The organism is Micromonospora sp. RV43, from assembly GCF_001029515.1.
GTDB lineage: Bacteria > Actinomycetota > Actinomycetes > Mycobacteriales > Micromonosporaceae > Micromonospora > Micromonospora aurantiaca.
Map to the genome: position 1 here is coordinate 63,209 of NZ_LEKG01000007.1, position 25,797 is coordinate 89,005.

Consider the following 25,797-nt stretch of genomic DNA (forward strand, 5'->3'; position numbering starts at 1 on the left):
CGGACACGGTAGCCGTGCCGTCGGATCGCTTCAGCTCGAAGCGACAGGGGTCACCCCGCGGGCCTGCGCGACGATCCGCTCGTACGCCTCGGGGTCGGTGGTGTGCGCGCCGAGCCGGACCGTCTTGTGCGTGCCGTGGAAGTCGGACGAGCCGGTGACCAGCAGTCCCAGGTCGGCGGCGAGCCCGCGGACGTGCGCGCGCTCGGCCGGGTCGTGGTCCTCGTGGTCGGCCTCCAGCCCGGCCAGGCCGGCCGCCGCCAGGTTCGCGATCAGCTCGTCCGGCACGATCCGGCCGCGCCTGCTGGCCCTCGGGTGGGCGAAGACGGGCACGCCACCGGCCGCCCGCACCAGCGCCACCGCCTGGAACACCTCGATGTCGTCCTTCGGCAGCCGGTATCGCTCGCCGAGCCAGTCCGGCCCGAACGCCTCGGTGGTGGTGGTGACCAGACCGGCCCGGATCAGCGCCTGCGCGATGTGCGGGCGGCCTACGGTGCCGCCGCCCGCGCCGACCAGGATCTCCGTCCAGCTCACCGGGATGCCGTCGGCCTGGAGCAGCCGGACGATGCGCTCGCCGCGTTCCTCGCGGGCCCGGCGGACCCGGGCCAGTTCCGCGGCCAGGTGCGGCTCGGCCGGGTCGAACAGGTACGCGAGGAGGTGCAGCGGGATCGCCGGTTCGGCGCCGAACCACCGGCAGGAGATCTCCGCGCCGCGGATCAGGGTGAGGCCGGGCGGCAGGGCGGCGACGGCGGGCGCCCAGCCCGCGGTGGTGTCGTGGTCGGTGAGTGCCACCACGTCGAGCCCGGCCTCGGCGGCGGCCCGGACCAGTTCGGCGGGCGTCAGGGTGCCGTCGCTGGCGGTGGAGTGGGTGTGCAGGTCGATGCGGGCGGGGACGCTCACCCGCCCGACGCTACGCCCCGTCCGGCACCGTGGGGACGTCGGCCACCACCACCGGGCGGTCCTCCGGCGCCAGCCCTTCGACCTTCGCGGCCGTGGGCCGGTCACCGGCCAGCACCCGCTCGGGCTTGACCCGGACCAGCCCGCCGCTCGCGTCCACGTGCAGCGCCACGCCGCCCCGGGTCCAGGCCACGCCGCCGGCCAGCACCGGGCCGGCCGGGTGGGTGACCGGGCTGGCCGGGTCGGCCAGGTCGACCAGGAGGGCGGTGCGCGACGTGCCGTTCGCGAGCAGCCACCGGCCGTCGAAGGAGACGGCGCCGAGTCCGTCGGTGGCCAGCTTCGGGCCGCATCCGGTACGCACCGGGGCGAGGTCCCGGGCCGGGTCGAGCAGGGCCAGGCAGAGCTGCTGGTCCCGGCCGGCGGCGACCAGGCCGACCACCCGGCCGTCGGGCCGGGTGCCGTAGACGGTGCGGACGGCCGGGTTCACCGGGCCCGGCTGTCCGCCCAGCGCGCGGTCCCAGACGCTCATCCCGCCGTCGCCGGGCTGCCGGATCAGCACGGTGTCGCCGGCGAAGCCGACCGGCACGGCGCCCTCCGGCGCGGCGATCCGGACCGGCGCGATGAGCTGGCCGGCGACCACACCGGCGGCGATCACGTCCGTGCCGTCCCGCCAGGCGACCTGGCGGCCGTCCGGGGAGATCGCCACCGCGTCCGCGGCGGCGAGCATGACCTGCGGCGCGGTGCCACCGACCGGCACCCACCAGAGGGTACGGCCGGCGACGGTGGCCGCCGAGGTGAGCAGCCAGCCCTCCTGCTCGTGGATCCGCTGCGCCCGTTCGACGCCGCTCACACCGGTCAGCTGCCGCCGTTCGCCGCCGCTGGTGTCCAGCCGGTCACCGACGAGCAGGTCGAGTTCGGCGCGGACCGGCCCGAAGCGGGTGACCGAGGACGGCCCGGAGGTCTGCGGGGACGGGAAGAGGACGGGCGGATCGCCGAGCACCACTGTGGGCGTGCCGCCGTCGCCGCCCGGTGCGCTGAACTGGGCCACTCCGGTGGTGACGACAACGGTGGCGACCCCGGCCAGGGCCAGGCCGGTGAGCGTACGCCGCCGGCCCGTGCGCCGCGCCCGGCGCAGGATCTCCCCGGCCGGGTCGGCGGGCAGCGGGCGGGACGTCTCGACGCGGCGGGACAGGGTCTCCCGCAGCGCCCGCTCCAGCTCGTCGTCGCTCACGGGGAATGGACGCTCCGGGCTGCCCGTCCGGTTGTCACAGTGCTGCCGGGTGCCGCTCATCGGCTCTTCGCCGCGATCGGGACGGCGGGGCGGACCGGAGTCGCGGGTGGGAGCGGTCGGGGCACCCGGGCGGCGGGCCGTCGCGCCGGGGTACGGGTCGGCTCGGCGCCCCGGGCCGGCGGGACGGACCGGCCGGCTGCGGCGGGCGAGGCAGGCGGGGTCGCGGCGGGCGCGTCGGCCGGCGTGGGCAGGCTCAGGGCCGCCTCGGAGCCGAGCCGGCGGCGCAGCGTGTTCAGCGCACGGGAGGTCTGGCTCTTCACAGTGCCCGGGGAGATCTCCAGCAGCGCGGCTGTCTGCGCCTCGGACATGTCCTCGTAGAAGCGCAGCACCAGCACGGCGCGCTGCCGGGCCGGCAGCGCCTGAAGGTGCCGCCAGAGCGCGTCCCGGTCGAGTTGCTGCTCGATCTCGTCGACGCCGGCGCGCTCCGGCAGCACCTCGGTGGGGCGCTCGCCGTGCCAGCGGCGCCGCCACCAGCTGGTGGACGTGTTGACCATGACCCGGCGGGCGTACGGCTCGATGGCGTCGATCCCGCCGAGCCGCTTCCAGGCGAGGTAGGTCTTGGTCAGCGCGGTCTGGAGCAGATCCTCGGCGGTGGCCCAGTCACCGGCGAGCAGGTACGCGGTGCGCAGCAGTGCGCCGGACCGGGCCGCGACGAACTCGCGGAACTCCTCCTCCAGCGGATCTCTGCTCACCACCACACTCATCTCCCCCCGTCCTGCCTGGCAGAATGCCACGGCCTGCCCGGTCGGGTCGATGGCGGAAGGTGTGCAGTTCATCCGATGTTCGGACGAAAAGTTTCAGGCTCCGTCGTCGGCCTTGGCCTCGTCGGCTTCCTTGCCCAGCCGCGCCTCGACCGCCTGCGGCTCGTACATCTCCTCGACCACGCGCAGGTAGAGCTCGTTCGGGTTGGGCAGGTTCTTGATCACTCGGAGTGCCTGTTCCTGACCGGCGGACTCCAGCACGAACGTGCCGTAGTTGAGGGCGCGGCCGGTCGGGCTCTGCTCGTACTTCATGTCGGTGACCCGGGTGAGCGGCATCATCGCGACCTGCCGGGTGATGATCCCGTTGACCACCATCACCCGCTTGTTGGTCAGGATGAACCGGTCGTACCACCAGTCGGCGACCTTCCAGGCCACCCAGCCCATCACGGCGAACCAGAGCAGCACGGCGACGGTGGTCAACGCGCCGACGTCCCGCCCGGCGAGGAAGCCGGAGAGGTAGCCGAGCACGAACGTGGCCGCCACGCCGACGATGATCGGGGTGGTGAGGTGGATCCAGTGCCGCTTCCACTCGCCCCGGTAGCGCTCGGTGGGGAAGAGGTAACGCGCCACGAGCGAGCTGGGCTCGTCCTCCAGCGGCAGCACCCGGCGGGGTGCCATGCCGGAGGCGTCGGACCGCAGCCCGGCCAGCTCGTCCTCGGAGATCGGCTGGTCCGGGAAGCCGTCCGGGTCACGCGTCCAGGCCCGGCCGGACCGCCCCTCACCGGTGTAGGCGCTGCCGTAACCGGCGTCGTCCGCGTCCGCGTACGGGCCGGGGCCGTAACCGGCCGGGTCGTCCGGGTCGATCCGGGGGATCGGCTCGGTGTCGCGCTCCCGGCGTGCCCGGTCGGGGTCGTCCGGGTCGAAGGGTGGACCGGAGGGGCTTCCCATGGGCGGCTAGGCGACGAGGTTGGTGAAGAAGTCGCCGAAGCCCTGCGCGATGTCCATGATGCCGCCGCCGAGAGACTTGAAGACGTCGGCGGCGGAGTTGGGCCGGTACGCAACAAAGAAGATCAAGAATGCGATGCCGGCCCAGGTGAGGACCTTCTTGACCATAGCGGGCCATCCTCTCGCGCGGCGCCGGGTCCGTTTACCGCAGCGGCACCCAGAGTATCAGCATGGTGTCTTACCGTGAATATCTGCGTCCGCTCTCCGACTAGCCGTGGCGAGCCGGTCAGGCCCGCCCGTGCAGGTACGGAGATGGTGCGCCGTACACGAGTTCGGGCGGTGTCCACTCGGTGAGGTCGTGCAGCACGACTTCTTCCGCGAGGAGGTGACCCGCACTCGCCGGCCAGGCTATCGCATGGAGCCACATTCCCCGAGCCTCGCCGGCGTACGCGCTTCGATCCGTTTCGGAGCGGACGAGCCACAGTGGAGTCGGATGGCCGCCCACCCGGATCTTCGCGTGCGGCAGGCGCTCGGGATGACCAGGGCCGGGATCGGTGAGCGCCTCCTCCACCTGTGGGCCGGGGTCGGGTCCGGGCAGTCCCGCGAAGCGGGAACCGAGACCGACGCCGGGTTCCTCGGCGACGAAGATCAGGTCGGCCGGGCCACCGTCCAGGGGGGCCGGACCGGCGCAGGCGACGAGCGTGGCCCGTACGCCCGCGCGGTCGTCGCCCGCCCACGCCACGCCGGTGAGCGTCCAGCCCGGCGGGAGCGGCCACGGGCACCACAGCGGCATCCGGAGCCGGCCTGCCGGGTCGGGGTCGGCGGCCATCCGCTCCACCACGCTGGCCATGATCTCGGCACTGATGTGCTCCGGCACGTGCAGCGGCGCGACCGGGCCGCAGCGCACGCACCGGTGCTCGGCGTGCATCAGATCCGGCTCGCGCACCGGGCCCGCGCACTTCGGACAACTCACCGCGACAGTCACACCCTCACCGTCACCCCGGACCCGCGAGGCGTCAAGCGGGGCGGGCCGACGAACGTGGGATTTCCGTCCGGCGGTGGACCCACGCGGCGTTCAGTCCGGCGGCGGCCCGGCGTACGACCGGATCCAGGCGTGCATGGCGATGCCGCTGGCCACGCCCGCGTTGATGGACCGGGTCGAGCCGTACTGGGCGATCGAGAACAGCGCGTCGCACGCCGACCGGGCCACCGCCGACAGACCAGGCCCCTCCTGGCCGAACAGGAGCACGCAGCGGCGCGGCAGCACCGCGGTCTCCATCGGCCGGGAGCCGGGCAGGTTGTCGATCCCGACCACCGGCAACCGCTCGTCGCGCGCCCACGCGACGAACTCCTCGATCGTCGGGTGGTGCCGGACGTGCTGATAGCGGTCGGTCACCATGGCGCCCCGCCGGTTCCACCGCCGCCGCCCGACGATGTGCACCTCGGCGGCGAGGAAGGCGTTGGCGTTGCGGACCACGGTGCCGATGTTGAAGTCGTGCTGCCAGTTCTCGATCGCCACGTGGAAGTCGTGCCGGCGCCGGTCCAGGTCGGCCACCACCGCCTCGCGCCGCCAGTAGCGGTAGCGGTCCACCACGTTGCGCCGGTCCCCGGCGGTGAGCAGCTCCGGGTCGTAGCGCGGGTCGTCCGGCGGGTCACCGGGCCACGGCCCCACACCCACGTCGAGCTGGTCGTCGGTCACGGTTGCCGAGGGTACGGCCCGGCGGCGTCCCCGGTCAGCGCAGGTCGAGCGCGCCGCCCAGCCGGTCGAGGAAGCGTGTGTCGGCGGGGCTCGGCGCGGTCTGCCCGGCCCGGCACACCCGGGCGGCGACCGACTCCACCCACTGCCGGTACGCCGCCGAGTCGGCCGGGTCGGCACGACGGCGCAGCACCCGTACCGCGGCCCGGGCGGCGGCCAGCAGGTCGACCAGGTCGGTGAGGCGCTTGTCCCGCTCGGTGGTCCCGTCGTGGCGGGCGTAGATGGCGGCCACCACGGCGCGGACGAGATCGCTGTCGAAGGCCCGGCCGGCGGCCACCGCGTCCAGGCCGGCCAGACCGGCGGCGACGCCACGCGGCGGGCGCCCGGGTCCGGGTGAGGCGGCGGCGACGAGGACGCGGCCCGGCAGGTCGGTCAGCAGGTCCCACTCCGCCGCCGAGTAGGCGGCGGTGGTGAGCGGTGCGGCACGGCGACCGGCGGAAGGCGGCTCTCCGGCTACGGAGTGGCTCATGGGAACCTCCAGCCCGAGCATATGCCCCCGGACGAGGTCCGGGCCCCGTCCCCGCCGAACGGAGAACGAGGCCCGGTGGCCGGACGGACGCGAGGTCAGCGCGGCTCGGGGAAGCTGGGACGCTCCGGGTCGACGCCGTCCGGGACGGCGGCGGCCGCGTACTCCTTCTTGGGGACCATGACCTTGCGGCGGAACACACAGACGAGCGTGCCGTCCTGGTTGTAGCCGCGGGTCTCGACCGCGACCACGCCGCGGTCGGGCTTCGAGGCCGACTCCCGCTTGTCCAGCACCGTCGTCTCGCCGTAGATGGTGTCGCCGTGGAACGTCGGTGCGACGTGCCGCAGCGACTCGATCTCCAGGTTGGCGATCGCCTTGCCGCTGACGTCCGGCACGGACATGCCCAGCAGCAGCGAGTAGATGTAGTTGCCGACCACCACGTTGCGCTTGAACTGCGAGGCGGACTCGGCGTAGTGCGCGTCCATGTGCAGCGGGTGGTGGTTCATGGTGAGCAGGCAGAAGAGGTGGTCGTCGTACTCGGTGACCGTCTTGCCCGGCCAGTGCCGGTAGACCGCGCCGACCTCGAACTCCTCGTAGTAGCGGCCGAACTGCATCCTTGTCCCCTTCACGGGCGGCGATGGAGTTCGGCACAGCATGCCTTATCGCTTGTTAAGGCGAGGGGCGGGGCGCTCGCCCGGCGGAAATGTCACACCGGGGCCACCGAGGTCCGGACGCAATGAGCGGCGGGGCCCTCCCCGGCACCCGCCGCCCACGCTCTGATGCGAAGAATTCTGCCGTACGACCACCCGTCGCCGACAGAGACGGAGGTCACATTTACCTTTTCGTAACACTACTCAAAGTAACCGACACGAGGTCGATAAGCGATCTCCGCAGGCCGGATAGATGCTCGTCAAGCCCGAAGTTACCGAGACGTAGCAGAAACTGAGAGTGATCTCCTTGGAAACGCTCCCATCACGTCCCGTCACGCAAGTGCGGCGTGCATTTGCGTTCCGCACGAACGGAGCGAACAGATGGTGTTCGATGTGCTCAGGGTCACCGTCCCGGCGCTCAGCGTTTCGTCACCCCCGCGGCGGGAATTCGGACGGACTGACCCTGGTTCCACCGGACGTACGACAATCCGCGGTGATCGGAGAGAGCAAATGGCAACGGTTGAGCTGACCACGGCCAACTTTGACGAGGTGACCGGGCGCGACGGGATCGTCCTGCTCGACTTCTGGGCGGACTGGTGCGGCCCGTGCAAGCGCTTCGCCCCGGTCTACGAGCGCTCCTCGGAGAAGCACCCGGACATCGCCTTCGGCAAGGTCGACACCGAGGCGCAGCAGGAGCTGGCGGCGAAGTTCAACATCAGCTCCATCCCGACGATCATGGCGATCCGTGACGGCGTGATCGTCTTCGCCCAGCCGGGCGCGCTGCCGGAGTCGGCGCTGGAGAACCTCATCGAGCAGGTCCAGGCGCTGGACATGGACGACGTCCGCAAGAAGCTGGCCGAGCACAACCACTGACGTTCCACACGCCACCGGCCGGTGCCCTGCTTCGGGCGCCGGCCGGCGGCGTTTCCGTACCGCGGCGGGCTCGCTTGCGCTTTGTTCGAACACGTGTTCGAATGAACCCCATGCGCTGGGACAACCTCTCCGCTCCCCCGGACGAGGGGACTCCCGATCGGGCGGCGCCGGCGGCTCCACCCCTGCCGCTGGCGCTGCCCGGCGCCGTCGCCCGCACGTTCGACACCCCGGGCTTCGCCGGCATGACCTTCTACGAGGTCCACGCCAAGTCGATCATCAACCGGGTGCCCGGCCAGTCACGCGTGCCCTTCGAGTGGACGATCAACCCCTACCGGGGCTGCTCGCACGCCTGCGTCTACTGCCTGGGCGGCGACACACCGATCCTGATGGCCGACGGCCGCACCAGGCCGATCAGCGAGCTGGAGCCCGGCGACCGCATCTACGGCACCCGGCGGCGCGGCGCCTACCGCCACTACGTCGTCACCACGGTGCTCGACAAGTGGTCCACCGTGAAGCGGGCCCACCGGATCACACTGGCCGACGGCACCACGCTCGTCGCCAGCGGCGACCACCGGTTCCTGACCGAACGCGGCTGGAAGCACGTCACCGGGACGATGCGTGGCGGCGGACGCCGTCCCCACCTGACCACCCGTAACCGCCTGCTGGGCACCGGCGGGTTCGTGGTGGCGCCGAAGCGCTCGGCCGACTACCGCCACGGCTACCTGCACGCCCTGGTCCGCGACGACCACCCCGCCGGTCACCGGCGCGACAACCGGTTCCGGCTGGCCACCGCCGAGGCGGAGGCGCTGGACCGGGCCGAACGCTATCTGGCCGACGCGGGGGTCACCGTCGAGCGGACCACCGTCGTCCGGGTCGGCCGCCGGGCGACGACCACTGTGGTACGCACTTCCGGCCCGGCCGACGTCGTCACCGGGCTGTTCGAGCCGATCGACGAGACGACTGACGACTGGGCGCTGGGCTACCTGGCCGGCATGTTCGACGCCGCCGGCACCTGCCACCGGGGCGTGTTCCGGATCAGCGTCGCCGACGACGAGAGCCGGGACCGCGCGGCCGCGGCGCTGGAGCGTTTCGACTTCCGGTGGGCGCTCGACGTGCCGGGCGCCCCCGGTGCGGCGCGGCAGCTCCGGCTGACCGGCGGGCTGCCGGAGCGGCTGCGCTTCTTCCACCTCACCGACCCGGCCGTCACCGCCCGGCGCTCGATCGAGGGCATGGCGCTCAAGTGCGCGGCGCAGCTCCAGGTGACAGCCGTCGAGGACCTCGGCCTGGAGCTTCCCCTGTGGGACATCACCACCGGCACCGGCGACTTCATCGCCAACGGCGTGGTCAGCCACAACTGCTTCGCCCGCAACACCCACACCTACCTCGACCTGGACCCGGGCGCCGACTTCGACCGCAAGGTGATCGTCAAGGTCAACGCCGGCGAGCTGGTCCGCCGCGAACTGGCCGCGCCTCGCTGGCGCGGCGCGCACGTCGCCATGGGCACCAACGTGGACTGTTACCAGCGGGCCGAGGGCCGCTACGGCCTGATGCCGCCGATCATCGAGGCGCTGCGGGACTTCGCGAACCCGTTCTCCATCCTGACGAAGGGCACGCTGCTGCTGCGCGACCTGCCCCTGTTGCTCCAGGCGGCCGAGGTGACACGGGTCGGGCTGTCGTACTCGGTGGGGTTCGTCGACGAGGCGCTCTGGCGGGCAGCCGAGCCGGGCACGCCGAGCCCGCGCCGCCGCCTCGACGCGGTCCGCACCCTCACCGACGCCGGTTTCTCCGTCGGCGTGCTGATGGCGCCGATCCTGCCCGGTCTCAGCGACGACGAGGAGTCGATCGACGCCACTGTCGCGGCAGTCGCCGCCTCCGGGGCGGCGAGCGTGACGCCGCTGCCGCTGCACCTGCGGCCCGGTGCCCGGGAGTGGTACGCCCGCTGGCTGGCCCGGGAGTTCCCCCACCTGGTGCCCCGCTACCGGCAGCTCTACCAGGCCGGCTCGTACGCGCCGCAGGCGTACCAGCGGGAGGTGACAGCGCGGGTGCGGATGGCGGCACGCCGACACGGGCTGAACCGCGGCGAGACCGGCGACAACAGACGGCTGCCGGACACCCCGCCGCCCGCCCCGGCCGCCGAACAGCTCTCCCTGCTCTAGCGACCGGGGGAAACCCGCACCGGCGGGGCTAGTCTCGGGGAATGCGTTCCGCTCAGCAGATCCTCGCCGACTCCGCCGTGATCGCCGTCGTGGGCGCCTCCCGTGATCCGGGCAAGGCCGCGCACCGCGTACCGCTGGAGATGCAGCGGCACGGGTGGCGGATCATCCCGGTCAACCCGACTGTGGACGAGTTGTTCGGCGAGAAGGCGTACCCGGCGCTCGCCGACATCCCGCACCCGGTCGACCTGGTCGACGTGTTCCGCCCGGCCCGCGACGCGGTCGACGTGGTGCGGCAGGCGGTGGCGATCGGCGCCCCGGCGGTGTGGTTGCAGCTCGGGATCTTCTCGGACGAGGCGCGCCGGATCGCCGAGGAGGCCGGCCTCGACTACGTCGAGGACAAGTGCCTCATCGTCGAGCGGGCCGCCGCCGGCCTGACCCGTCGCGGCTGACGGCGCCGGGCGGGGGTTCGGGCCCGAAGATCAGGTCGAGCTGGGCGTCGAGCGCGGCCAACGCGGTCTCCGGGGGGTAGTGGCCGCCGAGCACATAGATGCCGAGACCCTCCATCACCGCGAGCAGCCCGACCGCGGCCCGTTCCGGGTCCACCCGGCCGTCCGCGACGAGCGGTGAGCCGGCGGCGATCTGCCCGGCCACGAACGCCAGCAGCGCGGCCGTCTCGTCGTGCAGCGCGGCGGCCACGGCCGGCCGGACGGCGGTGTACGCGAGGAACGCCAGGGCCACCCGCCCGTCCGCCCGCCGGTCCTCGTCCAGCGGCAGCAGCTCGGCCAGCATGGCCCGCAGCAGCGCCCGGGGCGCCGGAGTCGCGCCGAGCGGCTCGACCGCCTTCCGGACCCGGGCCTCGTTGCGCTCGCGCACCACGGCGAGCGCGAAGACCATCATCTCGTCCCGGGTGCGGAAGTAGTGCTGCACCATCCCGGTGCTGACCTCGGCGGCGGCGGCCACGTGGCGCAGGCTGACCGCCTCCAGGCCCTGTTCGGCAGCGACCCGCATCAGCGCGTCGGCGATCAGCGCGCGACGCTCCCGGTGGTCGACCCGCTTCGGCATGCCCCCATGGTTTCACAATACGACTGCATTGACACCCCGCCGACACGCGTTTTACATTGCAGTTGTATTGAAAAAGAGGGGGTGCGGTCATGGGACGGGCGATCCGGCTGGCGCGGCGTGCGGTGGCGTACGAGTGGGGCATGTGGCGCAGCCTCACCCGGTGGATCCTGCGCCGCCCGTATCCGGTCGCCCCGGGCGCGGGGACGTACGCCTACGTCGGCGGCGTGCAGCCGATCCTGCTGGCCTTCATCGCCCTGTCCACGATCGAGATCCCGATCCTCGACGTGATCCTGCGGCACACGGTCGACCAGCCGACAGTGCGGCACGCGGCGATCGCGCTCGGCGTCTGGGGTGTGCTGTGGATGATCGGGCTGCTGGCCGCCCTCCGGATCCATCCGCACGTCGTCGACGACGCCGGCCTGCGGGTGCGCAACGGCACCTCGGTCGACGTCACGATCCCGTGGAGCGCGGTCGCCCGGGTGGCGGTCCGCCGCCGGTCGCTGCCGTCCAGCCGGGCCGTCCAGTACGACGCGGACGACCCGGCGGTGCTCAACCTCGGCGTCGGCAGCCAGACGGCGGTCGACGTGGTGCTTCGCGAGCCGCTGTCGGTACGGCTACCGAAGGGGCCGAGCGAGCCGGTACGGGAGATCCGGCTGTACGCCGACGACCCGACGGCGCTGGCCGAGCACGCGCGGCGGCACCTGCCCGCCGCCGAGCAGGCAGCGCGCCGGCCCGAGCGGTGAGCCGGGCCCTTACTGCTTGTACTGCTTGAGCAGACCGCGCGAGATGATCGTCTTCTGGATCTCCGAGGTGCCCTCGCCGATCAGCAGGAACGGCGCCTCGCGCATCAGGCGCTCGATCTCGTACTCCTTGGAGTAGCCGTAGCCGCCGTGGATCCGGAACGCCTCCTGGACCACCTCGGCGCAGTACTCGGACGCGAGCAGCTTCGCCATGCCCGCCTCGACGTCGTTGCGCTGGCCGGCGTCCTTGAGCCGGGCCGCGTTGACCATGAGCGCGTGCGCGGCCTCGATCTTCGTACCCATCTCGGCGAGCTTGAACGCGACGGCCTGGTGCCTGGCGAGCGGCTGGCCGAAGGTGTGGCGCTGCTGGGCGTACGCGACCGCCAGCTCGAACGCCCGGATCGAGATGCCGCAGGCGCGGGCCGCGACGTTGACGCGGCCGACCTCGATGCCGTCCATCATCTGGTAGAAGCCGCGGCCGACCTTCTCCTCGCCGCCGAGCACGGCGGAGGCGGGCACCGTGACGCCGTCGAGCACCATCTCGGTGGTCTCGACGCCCTTGTAGCCCATCTTGTCGATCTTGCCGGGGATGGTGAGGCCGGGCGCGGTCTCGCCGAAGCCGGGCTCCTTCTCCAGCAGGAAGGTGCTCATGTTGCCGTAGACCGAGTCGGCCCCGGTGTCGGTCTTGACCAGGGTGGCCACCACCGACGAGTACGCCCCGTTGGTCAGCCACATCTTCTGGCCGTTGAGGACGTAGTTGTCGCCGTCGCGGACGGCCTTCGACTTGATCGCCGAGACGTCCGAGCCGCACTCGGGCTCCGACATCGAGAACGCGCCCCGCACCTCGCCGGTGGCCATCCGGGGCAGCAGCCGGGCCTTCTGGTCGGCCGAGCCGTGCTGCGAGATCAGGTACGCCACGATGAAGTGGGTGTTGACGATGCCGGAGATCGACATCCAGCCCCGGGACAGCTCCTCGACCACGAGCGCGTAGGTCAGCAGGGACTCGCCCAGGCCGCCGTACTCCTCGTCGATGGTGAGGCCGAACAGCCCCATCTCGCGCATCCCGTCGAGGATGTCGCTCGGGTACTCGTCGGCGTGCTCCAGCCGCTGCGCGTGCGGGATGATCTCCTTGTCGGCGAACTCCCGGACGGTTTCCAGGATCGACCGCTGCACGTCGGTCAGTCCGGGTGTCTGGGCGAGTCGGGCCATCTCAGCCTCCGGGGTCGGCGCCTTACTCATGGGTAACTGAACGCTCGGTCAGTATCGGTCCCGCGACCGGCCGCGCCAAGGTGACCAGTCCACACAACCGCTGTGAAAAGGTTCACCGCTGCGGGTAGCGTCCGCAAGAGAAAGGGCCGTCGACCTGGGGAAAGGGGCGCCCGTGACCGACGAGCAGCCACCGTCGCCGTACGAGCCGCCGTCGCACGGCCAGCCGTACGGGCAGCCGCAGTACGGCCAGCAGCACCCGCAGTGGGGCCAGCAACCCCCGTACGCACCGCAGCCGCCCTACGGCCAGTACGGTCCGCCCGGCCAGGGACCGGGACCAGGCCCCCGTGGCACGAACGTGCTCGCCATCCTGTCGCTCGTCTTCGCGTTCGTCTTCGCGCCCGCCGGCATCGTCTGCGGCCACCTGGCCAAGCGGCAGATCCGGCAGACCGGCGAGGACGGCGACCAGCTCGCCAACTGGGGACTGATCCTCAGCTACATCTTCACCGCGATCGGCCTGCTGGTCTGCTGCGGCTGGATCGGGCTGGCGATCTGGGCCAACTCCGACAACGGCACCTACTGACAGTCAGCGGAACTGCGCCTCCCGGACACTGTTGCCGCCGTCGACCACCAGCATCTGCCCGGTGATGTACGACGCGGCCGGCGAGCAGAGGAACGCGATGGCCGCGGCCACCTCGTCCGGCGTGCCGGGACGCCCGACCGGCGTACCCAGGCCCTGCTTGATCTCGGCCATGGTGGACGCCGCGGTGTGGATGATTCCGGGCGCCACCGCGTTCACCGTCACCCCGTCGGCGATCATCTCCATCGCCAGCGCCCGGGTCAGCCCGACCACACCGGCCTTGGCCGCCGCGTAGGCCGCCTCGGTGGGCAGCGCGTTGACCGGCCCGGCGGTGGCGGCCAGGTTGACGATCCGGCCCCAGCCCCGCTCGGCCATGCCGCCGATGAACGCGCGGCTGCACAGGAACGCGGTGGTCAGGTTGCGGTCGATCTCGCCGCGCCACTCGTCGTACGTCAGCTGGGCCACCGGCCGCAGCACCTCCGGGCTGGCCCGGCTCGCCAGGCCCGCGTTGTTCACCAGCACCTCGACGTCGCCGAGCTGCTCGGCCACCGCGTCGGCGAGCGCGCCCACCTCCGACTCGTCGGTGAGGTCGGCGACGAAACCGGTGACGCCCAGCTCGCCCGCGCGTTCGTGGATGCGCCTCGTGGTGGACACGATCGCCACCCGGGCGCCCAGGTCGGACAGCCGGCGCGCGGTCGCGTACCCGATGCCGTCCGGGCTGCCCGCGCCGGTCACCAGCGCGACCCGGCCGTCCAGGCGCATGGTGGCCGGTTCCGGCAGCGGCGCCGGCCGTTCGGAGTCGGCGGCGCCGGCCGGCTCGCCGGCGCGCGGGCGCCGCACCGACCCCGGCCGGCTCATGTCCCGTCGCGACCGACCCCCACGCGCGTCAAGTGCCATGCCGAGGATCCTGCCCCGTGCCGACCCCACGGGCAACGCGGTGGCCGGAAAGGGGACGTCCGTGTCGCGCGCAAGGTGGCTACCCTGAGCGCGACCACGTACCTGGAGATGATCAGATGACCTATCCCCCACCGTCCGGTGGCTGGCAGGACCCCTCGGCGGCCGGGCCGCAGTCGAGCCCACCGGCCGATCCGATGGCCGGCAATCCCATCCCGGCCCAGCCCACCTCGGCGGACCCGTACGCGTCCGCCGACCCGTACGCCGGCATGAAGTCCGCCGACCCGTACGCGGCGGCCGGTTACCCGCCGGGCGCCTATCCGCAGCCGGGCGCTTACCCGCCCCCGGGTGGTTATCCCGGATACGGGTACCCCTCCGGACCGAAGCAGAACGGCCTGGCCATCGCCGCGATGGTCATTTCGATCGTCGGCGCGCTCGGCCTCTGCGGTTACGGCCTCGGCGGCTACATCGGCGTGGTGGGCGCGATCCTCGGCCACGTGTCCCGTAAGCAGATCAGGGAGCGCGGCGAGGGCGGCGAGGGCTTCGCCACCGCAGGCATCATCGTCGGCTGGATCGCCACCGTGCTGGCCGTGCTGGCCACCGCCGCCATCGTGATCTTCATTGTCTGGGCGGCGAACCAGGACTCGTCCGGCTACGACAGCACGACCTACTGAACTCGGCGGGCCGCCCCGCGAACTCGGGGCGGCCCGGGCCGGTCACTCCGAGGGCGGGGTGAACGAGGAGGTACGGGACATGCCGGCGGCGCGTCCCTTGGCGGCGATCACCAGCGCCATCTTGCGGGACGCCTCGTCGATCATCTCGTCGCCGAGCATCACCGCGCCGAGCTTCCCGCCCGCCTCCGAGGTGTAGTAGTCGTACGCGTCGAGGATCAGCTCGGCGTGGTCGTAGTCGGCCTGCGCCGGGGAGTAGACCTCGTTCGCGGCGTCGATCTGGCCGGGGTGCAGCACCCACTTGCCGTCGAAGCCCAGCGCCGCCGACCGCTTCGCCACCTCGCGGAACGCGTCCACGTCCCGGATCTGCAGGAACGGGCCGTCGATGGCCTGCTTGTCGTGCATCCGCGCGGCCATCAGGATGCGCATGAGGATGTAGTGGTACGGGTCGCCCGGGTAGTCCGGGATCAGCGCGCCGACCACGAGCGACTTCATGTTGATCGAGGCCATGAAGTCGGCCGGGCCGAAGATGATCGTCTCGACCCGGGGCGAGGCGCCGGCGATGGCGTCCACGTTCACCAGCCCGGCCGCGTTCTCGATCTGCGCCTCGATGCCGATCCGGCCCACCTCCAGGCCGAGCGTCTTCTCGATCTGGGTGAGCAGCAGGTCCAGCCAGTGCACCTGCTCGGCGTTCTGCACCTTCGGCAGCATGATGCAGTCCAGGTTCGCCCCGGCGCCCTCGACCACCTCGATGACGTCCCGGTAGGTCCACGGCGTGGTCAGGTCGTTGACCCGGACCACGCGGGTCTTGCCCGCCCAGTCGCCCTCGTTCAGCGCGGCCACGATGTTCTTGCGCGCGTCCGGCTTGGCCAGCGGCGCGACCGCGTCCTCCAGGTCCAGGAAAACCTGGTCGGCGGGGAGGCCCTGGGCCTTGCCGAGCATTTTGACGCTGGAGCCGGGTACCGCCAGGCAGGATCGGCGGGGACGACCGACAGCGGTCATGGATGCGCTCCTTCCAGCGTCCGGCGCGAGTGCCGGCGCAGCGGTGGATTTCGAGAACTTAACGATCCCAAAGGGCGTGGTGACGCCACGGTAACCTCGTGCCGTGACCGGGGTGAATGGACCTGTGGAAGATCTCACTGAGCGTCGGATCGTGGTGCTGACCGGGGCCAGCTCCGGCATCGGGCTGGCCGCCGCGGAGGAACTGGCGCGCTGCGGTGACCAGGTGGTGCTGGTCGGCCGCGACCCGGCCCGGCTGCGCGCCGCGGGCGAACGGGTCCGCGAGTGCTGCGGCGAGCAGCCGGAGCTGTTCCGCGCCGACTTCGCGGTGCTCGACGACGTACGCGGGCTCGCCGAGCGGTTACGCGAGCGGTACGACCGGATCGACGTGCTCGCCAACAACGCCGGCGCGATCGTGCTGGAACCGATCACCACGGTCGACGGGTTCGAGCTGAGCATGCAGGCCAACCACCTCGCCCCGTTCCTGCTCAGCAACCTGCTGCGGGACCGGATCGGGCGGATGGTGGTCACCGGATCGGACGCGCACCGCAGCGGTGTGCTGGACCCGGACGACCTCAACTCCGCGTTGCGCTCCTACCGGCCGTTCCGCGCGTACGGCACCAGCAAGCAGGCGAACATCCTGTTCACCGCCGAGGCGGCGCGACGCTGGCCGGAGGTGCCGGCGCACGTGTTCCACCCCGGCGTGGTACGTACCCGCTTCGGCAACGAGAGCCGGATCGTGGCGCTCGGCATGCGGCTGCTGCCGTTCCGCAGCCCGGAGAAGGGCGCGGAGACGCTCGTCTGGCTCGCCTGCCAGGACCCGGCCCGGCTGATCGACGGCGGCTACTACGCCGACCGCAAGCCGCACCGGCCCCGGCCCAAGGCCGCCGACCCGGCGCTGGCCGCCCGGCTCTGGACGGCCAGCGCGAAGGCGCTCGGGCTGGACGCCTGACGGAACCGAGAGGAACACATGACCACGGAGCAAGCGGTCCTGCTGGTCGCGCTCGTCGACCTGAGCGCCGACGTGGACGCCGGGCGGCGGTACGAGGACGCGGTGCTGGCGCTGCTCGGCCGGCACGGCGGCGAGTTGGAACGGCGGCTGCGCACCGGGGACGGGGAGACCGAGGTGCACGTGATCCGGTTCGCCGCCCGCGCCGGGCTCGACGCGTTCCTGGTCGACCCGGAGCGCGTCGCGCTGCGCGCCGAGCTGGGCGACGCGGCCCCCGCCACCCGGGTGCTGGAGGTCCACGACGTCTGAGGTCACGACACGTGCACCGGGACGCTCGTGCCCACCACGCCGGGCAGCGCGCGCAACGCGACCCGTAGCCGCTGCTCGGCGCGGCTGTGCAGCAGCCGGTACCGCCGCCGGCGCAGCACCACCTCCGGCACGATCACGGTGAGCGTCAGGTCCGGGCTCGCCGCGTGCAGCGCCTCCAGGTAGTGCGCCAGCGGCCCGATCACCGACCGGTACGGCGACACGATCGTCTCCAGCCGCAGGTGATCCCCCCAGGCCCGCCACTGCTCCCGGAACCGGTCCGCCTCGGCCTCCTCGGGAGCGAGGTGCACGGCGAGCGTCGGCCGCCCGAGTGACGTCGCGTACGCCAGCGCGCGCAGCGACGCCCGGTTCAGCCGGGCCACCGGCACGACCACCAGGTGGCGTACCTGCTGGGGCAGTTCGTCGCCCTCGGCGGGCGGCGCGGACGGCGGCGGATGCAGAGCCAGCGCGTGGTGCAGCCGGGCGTAGTGCCTGTGGATCCGGCGGAACAGCAGCACGAGCAGCGGCACGGCGAGCACCACCACCCAGGCGCCCTCGGTGAACTTGGCGACCGCCGCGGTCAGCAGCACCAGCCCGGACAGCGCCGCCCCGGCCGCGTTGACGGCGAGCCGGCGGCGCCATCCCGGCCTCCGGTGGCGCCGCCAGTGCACCACCATCCCGGTCTGGGACAGCGTGAAGGCGAGGAACACGCCCACCGCGTACAGCGGGATCAGCCGCTCGGTGTGCCCGCCGAACGCGACGAACACCGCCGCTGCGGTCAGCGCCAGCGCCACCAGCCCGTTGCTGAACGCCAGCCGGTCACCCATGTGCAGGAACCGGCGCGGCGCGTGCCCGTCGCGGGCCATGAAGAACAGCAGCCGGGGGAAGTCGTTGAACGCCGTGTTCGCGGCGAGCAGCAGGATCAGCGCGGTGGTGGCCTGGAGGATCGCGTACCCGGGCCCGCTCGGGAACGTCACCCGGCCGAGTTGGGACAACAGCGTCTCGTCCGCCCGGGGCACCAGGCCGTCGAGGTGGATCAGCCCGACCAGGCCGGCGAACAGCGTGACGAGCATGGCGACCATCCAGCCGAGCGTGGTGCGGGCGTTGCGCCACTCGGTCGGGCGGAACGCGGGCACCGCGTTGGAGACCGCCTCGATGCCGGTCATCGACACCGCGCCGGAGGAGAACGCCCGCAGCACCAGCAGCAGGCCCAGGCCCTCGGCGGCGGGCACCGACGGCGGCGGCACCGGTGCGAAACCCCGCGCCGCGGCCTTCGCGTAACCCACAGCCAGCACCGCGAGCAGCACCACCACGAACGCGTACGTGGGCAGCACGAAGATGTTCCCCGCGGTGCGTACGCCGCGCAGGTTGCCGGCGAGCAGCACCGCGATCACCAGCACCCCGAGCGGCACCGCCCACGAGCTGAGCCCGGGTAGCGCCGAGGTGACCGCGTGCACCCCGGCCGCCACCGACACGGACACGGTCAGCACGTAGTCGAGCATCAGCCCGGCCGCGGCGGCGAGTCCCGGCGTACGCCCGAGGTTGTCCCCCGCGACGATGTAGGAGCCGGCGCCGTGCGGATAGGCCGGGATGGTCTGGCGGTAGGAGAGGCCGACGGCGACCATCAGCACCACGAGCACGGCGGCGAGCGGCAGGGCCAGCCCGAGCGCGGCGCTCCCGGCCAGCACCAGCACCGCGAGCATCGCCTCCGGCCCGTACGCCACGGAGCTGAGCAGGTCGGAGGAGAGCACCGGCAGCGCGACGAGTTTGCGCATCCGCTCGTAGAGCACCGACGCGCTGGACAGCGGCGGCCCGAGCAGGGCCCGGCGGACCCGGGCGGCGGTCCGGCCGGCCCGGTCGCCGGGCAGGTCGGCCGCACCGGTGGCGACCAGTTCGTCCGGCTGCGCCACGGTGAACATGTCGATCGGCGCCAGCCGCCCGAACCGGGTGGGCGCCGGGTGGTGGTCGTGCCGCCCGAGCGTCGGGTCGACCGGCAGGTCGTCGGCGCGGCGCGGGCCGCGCCAGCGCTCGCCGATCCGGCCGAGCGCCGCCCGTTCCTCGTCGCCGAGCGGCGGGAACTCGGCCGAGGGCGTGACGACGGTGCCCGCCTCCGCCGCGTCGTCCCGGTCCGCCCCCACCCTGAGCACTTTCGTGCAAACCGGACGGCCCGGTGGCCGGAACGGCGCGACTTCGCCCCGACCGGCTCAGTCGCCGAGCGGCGTCGGGTCGGCGGGGGCCGCGACCGGCGTGGCGCGACGGCCGGCGCGCGCGCCGCCGAGCACCACCACCGCAACGCCGGCCAGCAGCAGCGCCAGGCCCGGCAGGGCCAGCGGCCGGGGCAACTGCCCCAGCCACACCCAGCCGATCAGCGCCGCGCCCGGCGCCTCCAGCAGGATCAGCACGCTGACGGTGGTCGCGGAGACCCGGTGCAGCGCGTAGTTGAACATCGAGTGGCCGAGCAGTTGGGCGCCCGCCACCAGGCCGAGGATCGCCAGCCAGGTCGCACCGTCGAAGCCGTGCAGGCGTACCCCGCCGACGAGGCACACCACGAGCAGGATCGCCGCGCAGACGCCGTAGCAGACGGTGGTGTAGGTGGTGGTGCTGATGCTGGCCCGGGCCCGCTCGCCGAACGCGGTGTAGACGGCCGCGAACAGGCCCCCGACCACCGCGAGCAGGTCACCGGCGAACGCGCGGCCGGAGACGCCGAAGTCGGCGCCGGTGGCGAGCACCGCGCCGAGCACCGCCACCGCGATGCCGGCCCACACCGCCGCCGGCAGCCGCCGCCCCTGCCCGCGGGCGATCAGCCCCTGCCACACCGGCTGCGTCGCGCCGAGCGCGGTCGCGGCCGCCACCGAGGTGAGCTGCGCGCTCGGCATCCAGGTGGCGAAGTGGGCGGCCAGGGCGACCCCGGAGAGTACGCAGTAGAGCCCCTCGCGCCGGCCCGGCCCGACGGTCAGCGCGCGGAGTTCGGCGCGCCGCCTGGTCACGGCGACCGGGCCGAGGACCGCCACCGACAACGCGGTACGCCAGAACGCCACCGCCAGCGCCGACGCGGCGGCGAACGCCACGAGCGGCGCCGAGGACGAGACCGAGGCGACGGCCAGGGCGAGCGCGCTCACCGTCAACGCGTCGAGCGGCGGGCGATGCGGAACGGTCGGCACGAACGGTAATCCTCACACGGACACCCGATCGACACGGAACGTCAGCGCTCCGTTACGATCATGCGCGTCCCGGCGATCCTCCCCCTCGACGTCCGGAGGCGTTCCCTCATGCCCAGGTTCCAGGCGGTGCTGTTCGACTTCTTCGGCACCCTGACCCACTGTGTGCGGCGCGGAGCCTCCCACCGCGCCACCGCCGACCTGCTCGGCTGCTCCGCCGAGGCCCTCGTGGAGGTGCTGAACAGCAGCTTCTACGAACGGGCGAGCGGCTCCTTCGGGAACGCCGAGTCGACGATGCGCTGGGTGTGCGCCCGGCTCGGCGTCCACCCGTCTGACGAGGCGGTACGCGACGCGGTCGCCACCCGGCACCGGGCCGTACGCGCCGGCACCCGGCTACGTGCCGAGGCGGTGCCGGTGCTGGCCGCGTTGCGCCACCGGGGCGTACGCACCGGGCTGGTCAGCGACTGCACGCACGAACTGCCGGCGTTCCTGCCGCAGCTCGCCGTCGCGCCGCTGCTCGACGTCCATGTCTTCTCGGTACGCCTGGGACTCTGCAAGCCGGACCCGGCGCTCTACCTGGCCGCGTGTCACCGGCTCGGCCAGGCCCCGGCCGACTGCCTCTACGTCGGGGACGGCGACAGCCAGGAGCTGACCGGTGCGGAGCGGGCGGGGCTGAGCGCCGCCCGGTTGGCGGCACCGGATCTCGCCGACCACGTGGTCCTCAACGCCGACCACGGTTTCGACGGGCCGTCGCTGACCTCACTGAGGGGCGTGCTCGACCTGCTCGACCCGGTCCCCGTCGCCTGACCCGGCCCGCCGACGGTTCGCACGGTCAGCGGCGGCGGACGCGGTGCAGGCGGAACGGCTTGCGGACGGCCCGTACCACAGGAGTCGGTCGGGGCTGCTCGCTCAGCGAGCCGTCCGGCAGGTCGGCGCCGGACACCGCGGTGCCGGCGGGCGCGAGCCGGTTCAGCGCGCACCCCTGTGCCGCCCACCGCTCCACCAGCTCGGCGGCGGAGCCGGAGGCGTTGAGCCGCTTCGCCGCGACCAGCGGCGCGACGGTGTCCCACTCCTCGGTGCCCGGTTGCAGCCGGGTCACCCGCGCCGGCCAGCTGACGATCCGCCCGCCGTGGTCGCCGCGCAGCGTCACGTCGGCCGTGTCGCTGTCGGCCAGCCCGGGTGCGGCCTGCTCGCCGGGACCGGTGACCACCAGCAGGGTGCCCTCCAGCGGCAGGCACCACAGCGCGTACGCCGGGCCGCCGGCGGTGCTCACCCAGCAGACCGCGGCCTTCTTCACCGCCTCGTCCACGAGCGGCGGCGTCACCCGCTCGTCCACCTCGTCACTCACCCCGCCATCCTGCCCCATCCCCCGCCCACCCCACCCCGGAGAGGGCCACGGGCGGGGCGGTCAGCCGATGAACGGGGGGACGGTGATCTCGCCTCGGGCCACCGGCATGACCTGGCCGGAGACGGTGGCGCCCACCGCCAGCCCGCCGGACGCGGTCACCGTGCAGGCGAGCGTCGACGGACGGTTGATCTCGATGCCCTGCCGGACGGTGTACTCCGCGCGGCCCTCGCCGGGCAGCAGGCCGCTGGCGACCAGCCACACGCCCAGTCCCAGGGCGGCCGAGCCGGTCGCCGGATCCTCCGGTACGCCGAGCCCCGGCACGAAGACCCGGGCGTGTGCGGTTTGCGAACCGGGCTCCCAGGAGAAGAGGCTGACGTGCTCCACTCCGTACCGCTGCGCCGCCGTCGTGTTCAACCGTGCCCGGGCCACCGCGTCCGGGCGTACCGGAAGATAGGGGAATTCGAGGCCGCACCCGGCGACCCGCGGTGGCGGGCCGACGTGGTCGGGGCCGGTGAGGCCGACCATCTCCAGCAGCGGCTCCGGGTCGAGTTCCGGGCCGAGCGTGGGCGTGCCGCCGGTGAGCGTCGCGCCGGTGGCGGTCACCTCGATCGGCAGGACGCCGGCGCCGCACTCCTGGGTGACCCGGCCCGCGCCGATGACGCCACGCCGGCTCGCGGTCACCGCGGCGCCGACGCTCGGGTGCCCGGCGAAGGGCAGCTCGTCGGCCGGGGTGAAGATCCGGGCCCGGTAGGTGGCGCCCACCTGCGTCGGCGGCAGCACGAAGACCGTCTCGGACAGGTTGAACTCCAGCGCGAGCGCCTGCATCTGCTCGGTGGCCAGCCCTTCCGCGCCGAACACCACGGCCAGCGGGTTGCCGGCGAACGGGCGGTCGGTGAAGACGTCCACGATCTCGTAGCCCAAGGTCGACATGTTGTTAGAGAGTAGGCCCTTAGGCTGGTGCCCGTGAGCACGCCGAACCGGGTCTACCTCGCTCGACTCGCCGGAGTCGCCGTTTTCGACCCGAACGGCGACCAGGTCGGCCGCGTCCGCGACGCGGTGGCCCGGATGCGGGCGACCCAGCGACCGCCGGAGGTGGTCGGTCTGGTCGCCGAGATGCCGATGCGGCGGCGCATCTTCCTGTCCATCAACCGGATCACCTCCATCGACACGGACGCGGTGGTGCTCGGCAGCGGCACGCTCAACCTGCGCCGGTTCGAGAAGCGCCCGAACGAACTGCTGGTGCTCCAGGAGCTGCTGGACCGCCGGGTCCAGCTCGACAGCGGGCAGGCCGGCTCGGTGGTGGACGTGGCGATGGAGTCCAGCCGCGGCGGCGAGTGGGCGCTGAGCCGCGTCGCCGTGCGCGAGCACACCGGCCGGCTCACCCGCCGCGGCCACCTCCACCAGGTCGACTGGGACCGGGTCCGCGGGCTGGGCGCGGTCGGCGACAACCGGGGTACGGCGAACCTGCTCGCCGTCCTGGAGGACATGCGCCCGGCCGACCTGGCGAACGCCCTCCAGGATCTGCCCGACGCCCGGCGCAACGAGGTGGCCGCCGCGCTCGACGACGAACGCCTGGCCGACGTGCTGAGCGAGCTGCCCGAGCGCGACCAGGTGGAGATCCTGGCCGCGCTGGACCGCCAGCGCGCCGCCGACGTGCTGGAGGAGATGGAGCCGGACGACGCGGCCGACCTGCTCAACGAGCTGCCCCCGCCGGAGCAGGACGTGCTGCTGGACCTCATGGAGCCGGACGAGGCCGACCCGGTACGCCAGCTGCTGCGCTACGCCTCCGGCACCGCCGGCAGCGTGATGACCTCGGAGCCGGTGATCCTGCCGCCGGACGCCACGGTGGCCGAGGCGCTGGCCCGGATCCGGGAGGCGCAACTGTCCCCCGCGGTGGCGGCCCAGGTCTTCGTGGCCCGTGCCCCGCTGACCACGCCGACCGGCCGCTACCTGGGTATGGTGCACTTCCAGCGGTTGCTCCGCGAACCGCCGGCCGACCTGCTCGGCGGCATCGTGGTGAACGACATCGACCCGCTGCGCACGTCGACCCCGCTGCCCGAGATCACCCGGCGGATGGCCACGTACGACATGGTCGGCATGCCGGTGGTCGACCGGAACAACCGGCTGGTCGGCGCGGTGACAGTGGACGACGTGCTGGACCACTCCCTGCCGCGGGACTGGCGGGACCGGGACGCGGCCCCCACCTCGTCCGCCACCGACGACGGCACCCTGGACGGCGACGATGAGTGACCAGCGACGCGGCGACCGGCTCGACCAGCCGCGCGCCCCGCGGAGCCTGCACCTGCCGCGGATCGACGCGGAGACGTTCGGCCGCTGGGCCGAGGGCATCGCCCGGGGCATGGGTACGGCGAACTTCCTCGTCTACATGACGCTGATCCTGGTGGCCTGGTTCCTGTGGAACACGCTGGCGCCGGCGAGTCTGCGCTTCGACCCGTACACCTTCACGTTCTTGACCTTGATCCTCTCCCTGCAGGCGTCGTACGCGGCGCCGTTGATCCTGCTCGCGCAGAACCGGCAGGCGGACCGGGACCGGATCGCGATGGACGAGGACCGGCGGCGGGCCACGCTCCAGAAGGCCGACACGGAGTACCTGGCCCGGGAGATCGCCGCGCTGCGGATCGCGATGGGTGACGTGGCGACCCGGGACTTCCTGCGCTCGGAGCTGACCCGGCTGGGTGAGGAGCTGGACGAGGCGGCCGAGCGGCGGCGCAGGCGGGAGCGGCGGCAGCAGGAGCGGGAGGGCCGGCGGACGGGCGGCGGCGAGCCGCTGGACGAGCCCCGGGACGAGCTGGACAGCGACTACGCGCGGGACGGCCGGCGCGACGGCTGAGCGGTCATCGAATCGCTCACACCGCCCCCGCCAGCGGCGGTGGCCGATGACCCGCGACGTAGCATTGCGGGCATGTCAGCACCCGTCAGCACCGTCTCCGACGCGATCCAGGCCGCCCTGGCCACCGTCAACGACCCGGAGATCCGCCGGCCGATCACCGAACTCGGCATGGTCCAGTCCGCCGAGCGTGGTGAGGACGGCGTGGTCCGGGTGGAGCTGCTGCTCACCGTGGCCGGCTGCCCGCTGAAGGACAAGCTGCGCAGTGACATCACCGCCGCCGTCGGCGCGGTACCGGGCGTGAGCGGTGTCGAGATCATCTTCGGTGTGATGAGCCCGGAGCAGCGTCAGGAGCTCCAGTCGAAGCTGCGCGGTGGCGGTGCCACCGCCGAGCCGGTGATCCCGTTCGCCCAGCCGGGCTCGCGGACCCGCGTCTACGCGGTCGCCAGCGGCAAGGGCGGTGTCGGCAAGTCCAGCGTCACAGTCAACCTGGCCGCCGCGCTGGCCTCGCGGGGCCTGTCGGTGGGCGTGGTGGACGCGGACATCTACGGCCACTCGGTGCCCCGGATGCTCGGCGCCGACGGCGCGCCGACCCGCGTCGAGGACATGATCATGCCGCCGCAGTCGCACGGCGTGAAGGTCATCTCGATCGGCATGTTCACCCCCGGCAACGCCGCTGTGGTCTGGCGCGGGCCGATGCTGCACCGGGCGCTTCAGCAGTTCCTCGCCGACGTCTACTGGGGTGACCTGGACGTCCTCCTGCTCGACCTGCCGCCGGGCACCGGCGACATCGCGATCTCGGTGGCCCAGTTGCTGCCGAACGCGGAGATCCTTGTGGTCACCACGCCGCAGGCGGCGGCCGCCGAGGTGGCCGAGCGGGCCGGTGCGATCTCGCTGCAGACCCACCAGCGGGTGGTCGGCGTGATCGAGAACATGTCCTGGCTGGAGATGCCGGACGGCTCCCGGATGGAGGTCTTCGGGGCCGGCGGCGGCGCGGCGGTGGCCGAGTCGCTGACCCGCACGATCGGCGCGCAGGTGCCGGTGCTGGGGCAGATCCCGCTGGACACCCGGGTACGCGAGGGCGGCGACGCCGGTCAGCCGATCGTGCTGGCGCAGCCGGACGCCCCTGCCGCGAAGGCGCTGTTCGAGGTCGCCGACCGCCTGGCCGTCCGCCGCGAGTCCCTGCTCGGCAAGCCCCTGGGCCTCAAGCCGGCAGGCCGCTGACCCTCACCCACCGCTCCCTCCCCACCGCCCCTTCCCGCCGCACGCGGGAGGGGGCGCGGTCAGGTGGCGTCGTCGTAGGG

At 73.0% G+C, this 25,797-nt stretch carries 29 protein-coding genes; 12 read left to right on the forward strand and 17 right to left on the reverse strand.

What is annotated here, in order from left to right; genetic code table 11:
• Nucleotides 1-30: 30 nt before the first annotated feature.
• The 9 genes from ABD52_RS03470 to ABD52_RS03505 form a co-directional block, all read right to left on the reverse strand.
• On the reverse strand, nt 31-897 hold the full coding sequence (locus ABD52_RS03470; protein WP_047890758.1) for a PHP domain-containing protein: 867 nt from the start codon (nt 895-897) through the stop codon (nt 31-33).
• Between the two features lie 10 nt (nt 898-907).
• The gene (locus tag ABD52_RS03475) at nt 908-2,125 is read right to left on the reverse strand and encodes a hypothetical protein (protein WP_235437319.1); all 1,218 of its coding nucleotides are present in this window, start codon (nt 2,123-2,125) and stop codon (nt 908-910) included.
• A 56-nt stretch (nt 2,126-2,181) separates the two neighbouring features.
• Nucleotides 2,182-2,889, reverse strand: coding sequence for a SigE family RNA polymerase sigma factor (locus ABD52_RS03480; RefSeq protein ID WP_047890760.1), 708 nt, complete (start codon nt 2,887-2,889; stop codon nt 2,182-2,184).
• 93 nt (nt 2,890-2,982) lie between these two features.
• Entirely contained in the window at nt 2,983-3,834 is an 852-nt protein-coding gene (locus tag ABD52_RS03485; RefSeq protein WP_013473907.1) for a PH domain-containing protein, read from the reverse strand.
• Nucleotides 3,835-3,840: 6 nt separating this feature from the next.
• The gene (locus tag ABD52_RS40070; protein ID WP_013283898.1) at nt 3,841-3,999 is read right to left on the reverse strand and encodes a hypothetical protein; all 159 of its coding nucleotides are present in this window, start codon (nt 3,997-3,999) and stop codon (nt 3,841-3,843) included.
• A gap of 118 nt (nt 4,000-4,117) precedes the next feature.
• Nucleotides 4,118-4,804 (reverse strand): DUF6758 family protein, encoded by a 687-nt coding sequence (locus ABD52_RS03490; RefSeq protein ID WP_327652719.1) that lies wholly within the window; start codon nt 4,802-4,804, stop codon nt 4,118-4,120.
• Nucleotides 4,805-4,906: 102 nt separating this feature from the next.
• Nucleotides 4,907-5,530, reverse strand: a complete 624-nt coding sequence (locus ABD52_RS03495) for an RNA methyltransferase (protein WP_030273632.1) — start codon at nt 5,528-5,530, stop codon at nt 4,907-4,909.
• A gap of 34 nt (nt 5,531-5,564) precedes the next feature.
• Nucleotides 5,565-6,056 (reverse strand): hypothetical protein, encoded by a 492-nt coding sequence (locus ABD52_RS03500; protein WP_047890761.1) that lies wholly within the window; start codon nt 6,054-6,056, stop codon nt 5,565-5,567.
• 95 nt (nt 6,057-6,151) lie between these two features.
• On the reverse strand, nt 6,152-6,667 hold the full coding sequence (locus tag ABD52_RS03505; RefSeq protein WP_013283894.1) for a MaoC family dehydratase: 516 nt from the start codon (nt 6,665-6,667) through the stop codon (nt 6,152-6,154).
• 546 nt (nt 6,668-7,213) lie between these two features.
• Between ABD52_RS03505 and trxA the strand changes: the two genes are divergently transcribed.
• The 3 genes from trxA to ABD52_RS03520 all read left to right on the forward strand — a co-directional run bounded on the left by trxA (nt 7,214) and on the right by ABD52_RS03520 (nt 10,181).
• Nucleotides 7,214-7,576 carry a thioredoxin gene (gene trxA / locus ABD52_RS03510; protein WP_013283893.1) on the forward strand — a complete coding sequence of 121 codons (363 nt, stop codon included), beginning with the start codon at nt 7,214-7,216 and terminating at the stop codon, nt 7,574-7,576.
• Nucleotides 7,577-7,686: 110 nt separating this feature from the next.
• On the forward strand, nt 7,687-9,732 hold the full coding sequence (locus ABD52_RS03515) for an intein-containing Rv2578c family radical SAM protein (protein ID WP_047890762.1): 2,046 nt from the start codon (nt 7,687-7,689) through the stop codon (nt 9,730-9,732).
• A 41-nt stretch (nt 9,733-9,773) separates the two neighbouring features.
• Nucleotides 9,774-10,181: a CoA-binding protein gene (locus tag ABD52_RS03520; protein ID WP_047890763.1), complete on the forward strand. Its 408-nt coding sequence runs from the start codon at nt 9,774-9,776 to the stop codon at nt 10,179-10,181.
• On the opposite strand, the gene ABD52_RS03525 is transcribed toward ABD52_RS03520, so the two are convergent.
• On the reverse strand, nt 10,138-10,794 hold the full coding sequence (locus ABD52_RS03525) for a TetR/AcrR family transcriptional regulator (protein ID WP_047890764.1): 657 nt from the start codon (nt 10,792-10,794) through the stop codon (nt 10,138-10,140). The genes ABD52_RS03520 and ABD52_RS03525 overlap by 44 nt on opposite strands.
• Nucleotides 10,795-10,883: 89 nt before the next feature.
• Between ABD52_RS03525 and ABD52_RS03530 the strand changes: the two genes are divergently transcribed.
• Nucleotides 10,884-11,537, forward strand: a complete 654-nt coding sequence (locus ABD52_RS03530; RefSeq protein ID WP_013283886.1) for a PH domain-containing protein — start codon at nt 10,884-10,886, stop codon at nt 11,535-11,537.
• Nucleotides 11,538-11,546: 9 nt separating this feature from the next.
• Here the strand turns inward: ABD52_RS03530 and ABD52_RS03535 are convergent, their stop codons facing one another.
• Nucleotides 11,547-12,743, reverse strand: a complete 1,197-nt coding sequence (locus tag ABD52_RS03535; RefSeq protein WP_013283885.1) for an acyl-CoA dehydrogenase family protein — start codon at nt 12,741-12,743, stop codon at nt 11,547-11,549.
• Between the two features lie 172 nt (nt 12,744-12,915).
• Between ABD52_RS03535 and ABD52_RS03540 the strand changes: the two genes are divergently transcribed.
• Nucleotides 12,916-13,323, forward strand: coding sequence for a DUF4190 domain-containing protein (locus tag ABD52_RS03540; protein ID WP_013283884.1), 408 nt, complete (start codon nt 12,916-12,918; stop codon nt 13,321-13,323).
• A gap of 3 nt (nt 13,324-13,326) precedes the next feature.
• On the opposite strand, the gene ABD52_RS03545 is transcribed toward ABD52_RS03540, so the two are convergent.
• Nucleotides 13,327-14,217 (reverse strand): SDR family NAD(P)-dependent oxidoreductase, encoded by an 891-nt coding sequence (locus tag ABD52_RS03545; protein ID WP_013283883.1) that lies wholly within the window; start codon nt 14,215-14,217, stop codon nt 13,327-13,329.
• A 116-nt stretch (nt 14,218-14,333) separates the two neighbouring features.
• Here ABD52_RS03545 and ABD52_RS03550 point away from each other — a divergent pair, with 116 nt between their 5' ends.
• Nucleotides 14,334-14,888, forward strand: a complete 555-nt coding sequence (locus tag ABD52_RS03550) for a DUF4190 domain-containing protein (protein WP_013283882.1) — start codon at nt 14,334-14,336, stop codon at nt 14,886-14,888.
• Nucleotides 14,889-14,930: 42 nt separating this feature from the next.
• On the opposite strand, the gene ABD52_RS03555 is transcribed toward ABD52_RS03550, so the two are convergent.
• Nucleotides 14,931-15,887, reverse strand: coding sequence for a CoA ester lyase (locus tag ABD52_RS03555; RefSeq protein ID WP_013283881.1), 957 nt, complete (start codon nt 15,885-15,887; stop codon nt 14,931-14,933).
• 124 nt (nt 15,888-16,011) lie between these two features.
• Here ABD52_RS03555 and ABD52_RS03560 point away from each other — a divergent pair, with 124 nt between their 5' ends.
• A complete protein-coding gene (locus ABD52_RS03560; RefSeq protein ID WP_200905157.1) occupies nt 16,012-16,836 on the forward strand; it encodes an SDR family NAD(P)-dependent oxidoreductase in 825 nt (274 codons plus the stop codon).
• An 18-nt stretch (nt 16,837-16,854) separates the two neighbouring features.
• A complete protein-coding gene (locus tag ABD52_RS03565; RefSeq protein ID WP_013283879.1) occupies nt 16,855-17,142 on the forward strand; it encodes a hypothetical protein in 288 nt (95 codons plus the stop codon).
• Nucleotides 17,143-17,144: 2 nt separating this feature from the next.
• Here the strand turns inward: ABD52_RS03565 and ABD52_RS03570 are convergent, their stop codons facing one another.
• Both ABD52_RS03570 and ABD52_RS03575 read right to left on the reverse strand, forming a co-directional pair.
• Nucleotides 17,145-19,277 carry an APC family permease gene (locus ABD52_RS03570; protein ID WP_235437320.1) on the reverse strand — a complete coding sequence of 711 codons (2,133 nt, stop codon included), beginning with the start codon at nt 19,275-19,277 and terminating at the stop codon, nt 17,145-17,147.
• 66 nt (nt 19,278-19,343) lie between these two features.
• Nucleotides 19,344-20,300, reverse strand: coding sequence for a DMT family transporter (locus ABD52_RS03575; protein WP_047890767.1), 957 nt, complete (start codon nt 20,298-20,300; stop codon nt 19,344-19,346).
• A 108-nt stretch (nt 20,301-20,408) separates the two neighbouring features.
• Here ABD52_RS03575 and ABD52_RS03580 point away from each other — a divergent pair, with 108 nt between their 5' ends.
• On the forward strand, nt 20,409-21,104 hold the full coding sequence (locus tag ABD52_RS03580; protein WP_047890768.1) for an HAD family hydrolase: 696 nt from the start codon (nt 20,409-20,411) through the stop codon (nt 21,102-21,104).
• Nucleotides 21,105-21,129: 25 nt separating this feature from the next.
• Here ABD52_RS03580 and ABD52_RS03585 read toward each other — a convergent pair whose 3' ends face one another.
• Nucleotides 21,130-21,663, reverse strand: coding sequence for a hypothetical protein (locus tag ABD52_RS03585; RefSeq protein WP_176921705.1), 534 nt, complete (start codon nt 21,661-21,663; stop codon nt 21,130-21,132).
• 42 nt (nt 21,664-21,705) lie between these two features.
• Nucleotides 21,706-22,575, reverse strand: a complete 870-nt coding sequence (locus ABD52_RS03590; protein ID WP_013283874.1) for a PhzF family phenazine biosynthesis protein — start codon at nt 22,573-22,575, stop codon at nt 21,706-21,708.
• A 33-nt stretch (nt 22,576-22,608) separates the two neighbouring features.
• On the opposite strand from ABD52_RS03590, the gene ABD52_RS03595 reads away from it, so the two are divergent.
• From ABD52_RS03595 to ABD52_RS03605, 3 genes are all read left to right on the forward strand, one after another.
• Nucleotides 22,609-23,895: a CBS domain-containing protein gene (locus ABD52_RS03595; protein ID WP_013283873.1), complete on the forward strand. Its 1,287-nt coding sequence runs from the start codon at nt 22,609-22,611 to the stop codon at nt 23,893-23,895.
• On the forward strand, nt 23,888-24,496 hold the full coding sequence (locus ABD52_RS03600) for a DUF1003 domain-containing protein (RefSeq protein WP_013283872.1): 609 nt from the start codon (nt 23,888-23,890) through the stop codon (nt 24,494-24,496). The genes ABD52_RS03595 and ABD52_RS03600 overlap by 8 nt, the downstream gene beginning before the upstream one ends.
• A gap of 72 nt (nt 24,497-24,568) precedes the next feature.
• Nucleotides 24,569-25,717: an Mrp/NBP35 family ATP-binding protein gene (locus tag ABD52_RS03605; RefSeq protein ID WP_013473894.1), complete on the forward strand. Its 1,149-nt coding sequence runs from the start codon at nt 24,569-24,571 to the stop codon at nt 25,715-25,717.
• Nucleotides 25,718-25,797 lie beyond the last annotated feature (80 nt).

Bases quoted from the DNA above. Each gene is read 5' to 3' on its own strand.
- ABD52_RS03480 (WP_047890760.1), bottom strand. From the start codon at position 2,889: ATGAGTGTGGTGGTGAGCAGAGATCCGCTGGAGGAGGAGTTCCGCGAG.
- ABD52_RS03485 (WP_013473907.1), bottom strand. From the start codon at position 3,834: ATGGGAAGCCCCTCCGGTCCACCCTTCGACCCGGACGACCCCGACCGG.
- ABD52_RS40070 (WP_013283898.1), bottom strand. From the start codon at position 3,999: ATGGTCAAGAAGGTCCTCACCTGGGCCGGCATCGCATTCTTGATCTTC.
- ABD52_RS03500 (WP_047890761.1), bottom strand. From the start codon at position 6,056: ATGAGCCACTCCGTAGCCGGAGAGCCGCCTTCCGCCGGTCGCCGTGCC.
- ABD52_RS03505 (WP_013283894.1), bottom strand. From the start codon at position 6,667: ATGCAGTTCGGCCGCTACTACGAGGAGTTCGAGGTCGGCGCGGTCTAC.
- trxA (WP_013283893.1), top strand. From the start codon at position 7,214: ATGGCAACGGTTGAGCTGACCACGGCCAACTTTGACGAGGTGACCGGG.
- ABD52_RS03515 (WP_047890762.1), top strand. From the start codon at position 7,687: ATGCGCTGGGACAACCTCTCCGCTCCCCCGGACGAGGGGACTCCCGAT.
- ABD52_RS03520 (WP_047890763.1), top strand. From the start codon at position 9,774: ATGCGTTCCGCTCAGCAGATCCTCGCCGACTCCGCCGTGATCGCCGTC.
- ABD52_RS03525 (WP_047890764.1), bottom strand. From the start codon at position 10,794: ATGCCGAAGCGGGTCGACCACCGGGAGCGTCGCGCGCTGATCGCCGAC.
- ABD52_RS03530 (WP_013283886.1), top strand. From the start codon at position 10,884: ATGGGACGGGCGATCCGGCTGGCGCGGCGTGCGGTGGCGTACGAGTGG.
- ABD52_RS03535 (WP_013283885.1), bottom strand. From the start codon at position 12,743: ATGGCCCGACTCGCCCAGACACCCGGACTGACCGACGTGCAGCGGTCG.
- ABD52_RS03545 (WP_013283883.1), bottom strand. From the start codon at position 14,217: ATGGCACTTGACGCGCGTGGGGGTCGGTCGCGACGGGACATGAGCCGG.
- ABD52_RS03550 (WP_013283882.1), top strand. From the start codon at position 14,334: ATGACCTATCCCCCACCGTCCGGTGGCTGGCAGGACCCCTCGGCGGCC.
- ABD52_RS03555 (WP_013283881.1), bottom strand. From the start codon at position 15,887: ATGACCGCTGTCGGTCGTCCCCGCCGATCCTGCCTGGCGGTACCCGGC.
- ABD52_RS03565 (WP_013283879.1), top strand. From the start codon at position 16,855: ATGACCACGGAGCAAGCGGTCCTGCTGGTCGCGCTCGTCGACCTGAGC.
- ABD52_RS03580 (WP_047890768.1), top strand. From the start codon at position 20,409: ATGCCCAGGTTCCAGGCGGTGCTGTTCGACTTCTTCGGCACCCTGACC.
- ABD52_RS03585 (WP_176921705.1), bottom strand. From the start codon at position 21,663: ATGGGGCAGGATGGCGGGGTGAGTGACGAGGTGGACGAGCGGGTGACG.
- ABD52_RS03590 (WP_013283874.1), bottom strand. From the start codon at position 22,575: ATGTCGACCTTGGGCTACGAGATCGTGGACGTCTTCACCGACCGCCCG.
- ABD52_RS03600 (WP_013283872.1), top strand. From the start codon at position 23,888: ATGAGTGACCAGCGACGCGGCGACCGGCTCGACCAGCCGCGCGCCCCG.
- ABD52_RS03605 (WP_013473894.1), top strand. From the start codon at position 24,569: ATGTCAGCACCCGTCAGCACCGTCTCCGACGCGATCCAGGCCGCCCTG.